9 protein-coding genes and 1 pseudogene are annotated in these 7,399 nt (G+C 69.8%); 3 read left to right on the top strand and 7 right to left on the bottom strand.

Annotated features, from left to right (window positions below; all coding sequences use genetic code 11):
- From GBZ26_RS24745 to fliF, 7 genes and pseudogenes are all read right to left on the bottom strand, one after another.
- Positions 1–287, bottom strand: a pseudogene (locus GBZ26_RS24745) (hypothetical protein); the annotation flags it as partial.
- Between the two features lie 28 nt (positions 288–315).
- A complete protein-coding gene (locus GBZ26_RS24740; protein ID WP_425514960.1) occupies positions 316–1,338 on the bottom strand; it encodes a flagellar motor switch protein FliG in 1,023 nt (340 codons plus the stop codon).
- A gap of 15 nt (positions 1,339–1,353) precedes the next feature.
- Complete coding sequence (locus GBZ26_RS24735; protein WP_246654130.1) at positions 1,354–1,677, bottom strand: hypothetical protein; 324 nt, start codon at positions 1,675–1,677, stop codon at positions 1,354–1,356.
- A gap of 4 nt (positions 1,678–1,681) precedes the next feature.
- Positions 1,682–2,464, bottom strand: a complete 783-nt coding sequence (gene fliP / locus GBZ26_RS24730) for a flagellar type III secretion system pore protein FliP (protein ID WP_174441118.1) — start codon at positions 2,462–2,464, stop codon at positions 1,682–1,684.
- A 31-nt stretch (positions 2,465–2,495) separates the two neighbouring features.
- The gene (fliN, locus tag GBZ26_RS24725) at positions 2,496–2,837 is read right to left on the bottom strand and encodes a flagellar motor switch protein FliN (RefSeq protein WP_014200132.1); all 342 of its coding nucleotides are present in this window, start codon (positions 2,835–2,837) and stop codon (positions 2,496–2,498) included.
- Entirely contained in the window at positions 2,825–3,568 is a 744-nt protein-coding gene (locus GBZ26_RS24720) for a FliH/SctL family protein (protein ID WP_174441117.1), read from the bottom strand. The genes fliN and GBZ26_RS24720 overlap by 13 nt, the downstream gene beginning before the upstream one ends.
- Complete coding sequence (fliF, locus tag GBZ26_RS24715; RefSeq protein WP_174441116.1) at positions 3,568–5,265, bottom strand: flagellar basal-body MS-ring/collar protein FliF; 1,698 nt, start codon at positions 5,263–5,265, stop codon at positions 3,568–3,570. The genes GBZ26_RS24720 and fliF overlap by 1 nt, the downstream gene beginning before the upstream one ends.
- A gap of 238 nt (positions 5,266–5,503) precedes the next feature.
- On the opposite strand from fliF, the gene GBZ26_RS24710 reads away from it, so the two are divergent.
- From GBZ26_RS24710 to GBZ26_RS24700, 3 genes are all read left to right on the top strand, one after another.
- Entirely contained in the window at positions 5,504–5,953 is a 450-nt protein-coding gene (locus GBZ26_RS24710) for a flagellar basal body-associated FliL family protein (RefSeq protein WP_247874058.1), read from the top strand.
- A 17-nt stretch (positions 5,954–5,970) separates the two neighbouring features.
- The gene (gene fliM, locus GBZ26_RS24705; protein WP_174441115.1) at positions 5,971–7,080 is read left to right on the top strand and encodes a flagellar motor switch protein FliM; all 1,110 of its coding nucleotides are present in this window, start codon (positions 5,971–5,973) and stop codon (positions 7,078–7,080) included.
- The coding region (locus GBZ26_RS24700) for a DUF6468 domain-containing protein (RefSeq protein WP_247884899.1) at positions 7,061–7,399 on the top strand (339 nt) is incomplete at its 3' end. The genes fliM and GBZ26_RS24700, both read left to right, overlap by 20 nt.

The following is a 7,399-nucleotide window of genomic DNA, read 5'->3' as shown; positions in this document are numbered from 1 at the left end:
GGACAGCGCCCCTCCCGCCGGTCGGCGGTGCGGCGGGGGCGCGGCGCCAGCGCCAGATCGAGATCGTCCAGCAGCGCACCGCCGTCGAGCCGCTCCAACAGCCGGCAGCGCTTCGGCCCCAGCCACGCCCGCGCGCCGTTGGCGGTCGCCGCCAGGAAGAAGGCCAGCCCGAGGCCGAAGGTGGAATCGCAGCGCGGCAGTCCGCCGCGCAGCTCCTGCGCCGCCCGCGGGTCCAGCGCCTCCACCACCGCCAGCAGATGGCCGACCTCGGCGACCGCATCCGGCATGAGCATACCCATCAGTAAACGACGACCATCAGTACACGACGGCGTCCGCCTCATCCGATTGCGGAAGGACGATCGCCCCATCGTCGGCCATGGCCTTGGCGACCTGCACGATCTCCGCCTGCGCCTCGTTGACGTCGCGCATGCGCACCGGCCCCATGTTCTCGATCTCGTCCTGGAGGATCATGCGGGCGCGCTCGGACAGGACGGACAGGAAATGGTCGCGCTGCAGCGCCTCCGCCCCCTTGAGAGCGATGGCGAGCTGGCCGGTGTCGCAGCGCCGGATCACCGCCTGCAACGACACCCGGTCGAGCCGCAGCAGATCCTCGAAGGTGAACATGAGCTGGCGGATGCGGTGGGTCGAATCCGGCATCACCGCGTCCAGATCGGTGAAGATGTCCGCCATGGTGTCGCGGTCGATGCGGTTGAAGATGTCGGCCATCCGTTCGTGCGTGTCGGCGCCGTGGGTGCGCGCGTAGTTCGCCATGAACTCGTTGTGCAGGATGGATTCGATGTCCAGCAGCACCTCGCGCTGCACGGATTCGATCTGGATCATCCGCTCGATCACCTCCAGCCGCAGCGCCGGGGACAGCAGCGGCAGCACCTTGGCGGCGTGGTCGCTGCGCATGCGCGACAGGATGACCGCCGCCGTCTGCGGGTACTCGCCCGCCAGATAGGTGGCGAGCACGCCCTCGTTCACGTTGGACATCTTCTCCCACATGGTGCGGCCGGCCGGGCCGCGGATCTCGCCCATGATCTCCGACACGCGGTCGTCGGGCAGGAAGCGGGAGAGCATGCGCTCCGTGCTGTCGTAGGAGCCGACGACGGAGCCGGTGTTGGCGAAGCGCTCCGTGAAGCTGCGCAGCAGCGCCTCGACGAGGTTGGAGGTGACGTTGCCCAGGCTGGCCATGGCGCGGCTGACCATACGGATCTCGTCGTCGTCCAGCTTCTCCATCAGGCGGGAGCCGCGCTCCTCGCCCAGCGCCAGGAAGATCACCGCGGTCCTCTCCGACCCGCTCAGGCTCTTGAAATTGTCTCGGATCTTGATCGGCATGCCCATGCTGGCACCTCAGAAGAAGCGGTCGGCGGTCAGGGTGGAGTGGTCGGAGTCGTCATCCCGCTCCAGCGGGCGGTCGCCCTGCAGGCGGTCGTGACGGAAGGCGTTCGCCAGGACGCTGCCGGCGACCAGCACCATGCGGTGCGGCACCAGCGGGTTTGGGTCGAGCGCGTTCAGGAGGGTGACGACGGCCGTCTCGTCGTCCACCGTGACGCCCCGCCGCCGGGCGAAGGCGGTCACGCTGTCGGCCATCCCCGACGCCCCGGCGGGGGGTGCGGCGGGCGGCGCCGACAGGCCGGCGGAGAGGATGGCGGGCAGCAGCCGGGACTCGGTCATCGCGTCAGGTTCCCCCATAGGAGCGGATCAGGCTGTTGGCGATCAGGAACCAGCCGTCGGTCAGCACGAAGAAGATGATTTTGAAGGGCAGCGCGATCATCACCGGCGGCAGCATCATCATGCCCATCGCCATCAGCACCGCCGCCACCACCATGTCGATCACCAGGAAGGGCAGGAAGATCAGGAAGCCGATCTCGAAGGCGCGGCGCAGCTCCGACAGCAGGAAGGCCGGGACCAGCACGCGCAGGTCGGCGGTGGCCGCCGTCTTCGGCTGCTCCGCCTCCGGCTTGCCGGTGAAGCCGGCGAAGGCCGACAGATCCTTGTCCCGCACCTGGGAGGCCATGAAGTTGCGGAAGGGTTCGACCATCCGCTCCAGCCCCTGCTCCTGGGTCACCTGCTCGTTCAGCATGGGGCGCAGCCCGTCCTGCCACGCCGCGTCGAAGACCGGCCCCATGATGTGGAAGGTCAGGAACATGGCGAGGCTGATCAGCACCATGTTCGGCGGCGACTGCTGAAGCCCCAGCGCGGAGCGCAGCAGCGACAGCACGACGATGATCCGGGTGAAGGAGGTCGCCATGACCAGCAGGCCCGGCGCCACGCTGAGCACCGTCAGCAGGACGATGCCCTGGATGACGCGCCCGGACAGCGACCCGCTCTCCCCGGTGGCGCTGCCGAGCGCGCTGCCGATGGAGGACAGGTCCAGCCCGCTGCCCTGCGCCCAGGCCGCCACGGGAAACAGCGCGGCGAAGGCCAGGGCAAGGGCGGACGGAAGCAGGCGTCGGATCATGGCAGGACCCCGTGGATGCGGCACAAGGGGGTCAATCGATCGCCAGATCGGTGCGCACGATCTCGGTCAGCGTGACCCCCAGCCGCTGGTCCTCGACGATCACCACCTCGCCGCGGGCGACCAGTCGGTGGTTCACCAGGACCTCCACCGGCTCGTCCACCTTGCGCTCCAGCTCCACCACGGCGCCGCGGCCGAGCTTCAGGAGCTGCGCCACCAGCATGCTGGTGCGGCCCAGCACCACCTGCACGTCCACCGGGACGTTGTAGATGGCGTTCATCGAGCCGCCCGCGATTGCCGCGGCGGGGATGCCGGCGGCGTCCTTCTCGGCGGGCTTGGCGTCATCTTCCAGGACGTCGAGGTTCAGTGGGGCCATGATGCGGTGCTTTCCGTGTCGGTGAAGAGGTCATGTTCGGTGGACAGGGCGGCCAGCGCGCGGTCGCACAGGCCGTCGACGGCGCGCTCCACCGCCGCGGGGTCGTAGCGCAGGCCCCCGGCTTCCCAGGCGGCGTCGAGTCCGCCGGGCGGCAGGGATGGGTCGGCGACGACCTCCAGGGCGCCCTTGAAACCGGTGGATTCCGGGTCGGCCAGCCGGGCCCGGACGGGTTCCGCCAGATCGGGATGGACGCGCAGCCGCAGCCGAGGCGACCCGCCGGCCAGCCGCAGGGCGTCCACGGCGAGCCGTTCGGTCTCCGCCGCGCCGATCCGCTCCAGCAGCGCCGGGGCGAGGCGGCGGACGAGCGCCAGCATCACCGCCGACCCTTGCGCCTCCACCCCGCGCAAAGCGTCGGCGAAGCGGTCGTCCAGCGCGGCCAATTGCTCGTCGAGGTGGGAGAGCGCCTGCGCCAGCGCGGCGTCGGTGCGGGCCGCGGTCTCCGCCGCCCCCTCGCGCCGGCCCTGCTCCACGCCCTCGGCGAAGGCGCGGACCTCGGCGCCGTAGACGGCGGCCTGGAGGTGGCGTTCGGAATGGACGATCGCGTCGAGCGGGTCGACGGGGTCCGGCTCGGGAGCGGCGCCGAACTCCGCCGCCGCCTGCGCCGCCACCTGCGCCGCAGCCTGGGCCGTGCTGTCGAAGCGCTGGTCGAAGCGGTAGCGCGGGTAGCCCATCAGACCGCCTCCTCGTAGAGCCAGGAGCGCAGGATGTCGATCGCCTCATCGGGATACTGGTCGACGATGTCGCCCAGCCGGCGGATGGAGGAGGCGCGCACCCGGCCCTCCACCGTGCGCAGCTCGATGAGCTGGTCCATCGTCTCCTCGATTCCCGGCAGGGCCGCCGCCGGCTCGCCCGCGTCGGTGAGCTGGGCTGCCTGCATGGCGGGATCGCCGCCCATGGCCGGACCGGTGAGCTGCGGCATCGCCGCTCCAGCGGCCAGCGCCGGCGCGGGCGTCTCCGCCGCCACCGGCTCCGGCGCCGGGAAGACGCGGCGGATCAGCGGGCGCAGCCCCAGCACGATCAGCAGCCCGCAGAGCACCAGCAGGATCACCCACTGGATCAGCGTCATCACGTTGCGGCTGAGCGTGTCGACGATCTCCGCCATCGGCTCGCGGGCGCCCAGCTCGGGGGCGAGGTTGACGAACTCCAGGTTGTCGACGGTGACCCGGTCGCCGCGCGCCTCGCTGAAGCCCATGGCGGAGCGCACCAGCTCGGTGATGCGCTGCAACTCCTCGGGCGAGCGGGCCTCGTAGCTGCGGGTGCCGTCCTGCGCCGTCGCCCAGGTGCCGTTGACCAGCACGGCGACGCTGACCCGGCGGATGTCGCCCGGCTCGATCACCGTTTCGCGGGCGACGTTGGAAATCTCGTAATTGACCGTCTCCTCCTGGCGCTTGGAGTCGGAGGAGGAACGGTTGTTCTGGGTCTGGGCGCGGACCTCGCGCTGCGGCAGGTTCTGCTCGGCGGTGACCGGCGGCTCGCCCGTGCTGTCCAGGCTGCGGTCCTGCTCCTGCACCGTCTGGGTGGAGCGGACGACCTGGCTGTTCGGGTCGAAGCTCTGGCTGCGCACCACCTCGCGCTTGGTTTCGACGTCGACAGCAACCTGAACGCGAACATTGCCCTGCCCCAGCCGGGCCACCAGCATCTGCTCGATGGCGCGGGAGATGCGCGTCTCGTGCCCGGCGCGCAGCCCGTCCACTTTCGCCGAGGACCGGGCGTCGCCGTCCTCCTCGGTCAGCAGCACCTCGCCGGAGGCGTCGAGCACGGTCACCGCGCTCGGCTTCAGGTTGGGCACGGCGGCGGAGACGAGGTGGCGGATCGACAGCGCCTGCCGCCGTTCCAGCGGCGCCCGGCCCCGCATGCGCACCACGATGGAGGCGGTCGGGGTGGGGGCGGCGCGCGAGAACTCCTCGCGGTCGGGAAGGACGATGTGGACCCGCGCCGCCTCGATGCCGGACAGCGTCTCGATCGTGCGGGCCAACTCGCCTTCCATGGCGCGCAGCCGGTTCATCCGCTGCATGAAGCTGGTGATGCCCAGCGGCTTGTCGGTGTCGAACAGCTCGTAGCCGATGCCGCCGCGCGACGGCAGGCCCTTCTCGGCCAGCAGCATGCGCAGCCGCGGCACCTCGGCCTCCGGCACCTGGACGGCGGTGCCGTCGAAGGCGGCGGACACCGGCACCCCCATGGCCTCCACCGCCTTGACGATGCGCCCGGCCTCCGCCGGTTCCAGCCCGGTGTAGAGCGGCGTCATGTGCGGCCGCGACAGCAGCACCGCCATGGTGGCGACCGCCAGGACGATGCCGACACCCGTGCCGGCCAGCACCAGAAGGCGCGTGCGCCCAAGCGTCCGCAGATTGTCGATCAGTCCCGTCACGACACCCGCACCTTTAAAGTTTCCGAAAAGCGGGGACCGTAATGTTCACCCCGTGAGCCTTCACAACCTACCGGGATGACTTTTAAGCGGAGTAAAAGCCGCGAAGATCGACCGGAAGGAAGTCGCTAAAACTTGATCGTTTAAAACAGTATCTCAAATTTTCGGTATTTTGGAGGCGCCGGCCGCGATGAATACAGATGCTGGAAAGGCAAGGACGGGAACGCCGGGCCGGCAGCGGATGTACGTCATCGTGCTGCCGCTGGCCCGGCTGGCGCTGGGTGCTGCCGCCCTGTGCGGCGTCGCCGCGGCCGGGTTCGGCGGCTACTGGATGGCCGTCGGGCCGGACGGGGTGGCGCGGCTGTTCGAGGGCACGCCCATCGCCGAGCCGGCCCAGGCGACGCTCGACATGCCGGAGCTGCTGGTGAACCTGCGCCCCGACACGCCGTCGCGCTTCATGAAGATCGGGGTGACGCTGGCGCTGGCGCCCAAGGACCGCGGCCGGGTGGAGCAGGCGATGCCCCATCTCGTCAACGCCCAGCAGGAGTTCCTGCGCAACATCGACCAGCACGACCTGCGCGGCTCCGCCGGTCTGCTGCGGCTGCGCGGGGAACTGCGCCGCCGCTTCAACCTGATCCTCGGCCCGGACACGGTGTCCGACGTCCTGCTGCGCAGCCTTCTCACCCAATAGCCGACCCAGAGGAACGGATGAGCACTCCCATCGACACGGACGACGGCAGCGGCGACCATGAGGGCGGCACCGGGGACGATCTCGACTGGGGCCTGGACGCCGGCTCCGGCGGGTCCGAGGCCGCCGCCCTGATGGCCGACACCAAGGAGCTGAGCCAAGAGGAGATCGACCGCCTGCTGAACTTCGCCGTCGGGCCGCAGACGGAATCCGCCGGGCAGACCCGCGCCATCGAACGGCTGGTCAGCACGACGACGGTCAACAAGGACCGGCTGCCGATGCTGGACGTGGTCTTCGACCGCATGGTCCGGCTGCTCAACACGTCGCTGCGCCAGTTCTCCTCGACCAGCGTGGAGGCCAGCCTGCTGCGCATCGACTGGCTGCGCTACAACGAGTTCCTCGACACCATCGAGCTTCCGGCGCTGGTCGGCGTCGCGCGGGCGGAGCAGTGGGACAACCACATCGTCGTGTCGGTCGACAGCGCGCTGATCTACTGCATGATGGACGTGCTGCTGGGCGGACGGCGCAGCCGCGCCCGGCGCATCGACGGGCGCACCTACACCTCCATCGAGCGCAAGATCACCGAGCGGCTGATCCGGGTCATCCTCCAGGATCTCAGCCAGTCCTTCGACCCGATCACGCCCATCGACTTCACCTTCGACCGGCTGGAGACGAACCCGCAATTCGCCACCATCACCCGCGCCACCAACGCGGTGATCCGCGTGCGCATCGCGGTGGAGGTGGAGCGCCGTGTCGGCCATGCCGAGGTGGTCATCCCCTACGCCACGCTGGAGCCGGTGCGCGGCAAGCTGGTGCAGACTTTCATGGGCGAGAAGTTCGGCCACGACACGGTGTGGGAAAGCCACCTGAAGGCCGAGCTGATGCGCGCCAAGCTGGACCTCGTCGCGGTGCTGCAGCAGACGCAGGTCTCGCTGGGCGAGGTGCTGAACTGGGAAAAGGGCACCTCGCTGAAGCTGCGCATCGACCCCGACGCGCCGGTGGTTCTGCAAAGCAAGACCACCCCCCTCTTCGCCGGCCACATGGGCCAGCGCAACGGCAACATCTCCGTCAAGATCGACACCGACCTGGAGACCAAGCAGGAGCTGATCGATGGTCTCATTCCTCATTGACGCCGTTCTGGCGGTCATGCTCGTCACCGCCACGGTGTTCCTGGTGATCGTCAACAAGCGGCTGAAGGTGATGCGCTCCAGCCAGGCCGAGATCGGCGCGCTGATCGGCACCTTCTCCAAGACCATCGACGAGACGGAGGCCTCGGTGCAGCGGCTGGTCGCCGCCGCGACGGAGGCCTCGGCCAAGCTGTCCGACGGCCTCGACCGCGCCAAGGGCGTGACCGAGGAGGCGGCGCTGGTGCTCGGCTCCTGCGAGCGGGCGTCCAAGCGCATCGAGGCGTCCGTGCAGGAGGCCCGCGCCCTGGTCCGCCGGCTGGAG

The sequence above is a fragment of the Azospirillum formosense genome, from assembly GCF_013340925.1.
GTDB lineage: Bacteria > Pseudomonadota > Alphaproteobacteria > Azospirillales > Azospirillaceae > Azospirillum > Azospirillum formosense.
The sequence above is the reverse complement of the archived record's forward strand: the minus strand, read 5'-3'. Positions and strand labels throughout refer to the sequence as shown.

Excerpts from the sequence above, each read along its gene's own strand:
- GBZ26_RS24710 (WP_247874058.1), top strand. The coding sequence starts at position 5,504 with ATGTACGTCATCGTGCTGCCGCTGGCCCGGCTGGCGCTGGGTGCTGCC.
- fliP (WP_174441118.1), bottom strand. The coding sequence starts at position 2,464 with ATGATCCGACGCCTGCTTCCGTCCGCCCTTGCCCTGGCCTTCGCCGCG.
- GBZ26_RS24740 (WP_425514960.1), bottom strand. The coding sequence starts at position 1,338 with ATGCCGATCAAGATCCGAGACAATTTCAAGAGCCTGAGCGGGTCGGAG.
- fliN (WP_014200132.1), bottom strand. The coding sequence starts at position 2,837 with ATGGCCCCACTGAACCTCGACGTCCTGGAAGATGACGCCAAGCCCGCC.
- GBZ26_RS24735 (WP_246654130.1), bottom strand. The coding sequence starts at position 1,677 with ATGACCGAGTCCCGGCTGCTGCCCGCCATCCTCTCCGCCGGCCTGTCG.
- fliM (WP_174441115.1), top strand. The coding sequence starts at position 5,971 with ATGAGCACTCCCATCGACACGGACGACGGCAGCGGCGACCATGAGGGC.
- GBZ26_RS24720 (WP_174441117.1), bottom strand. The coding sequence starts at position 3,568 with ATGGGCTACCCGCGCTACCGCTTCGACCAGCGCTTCGACAGCACGGCC.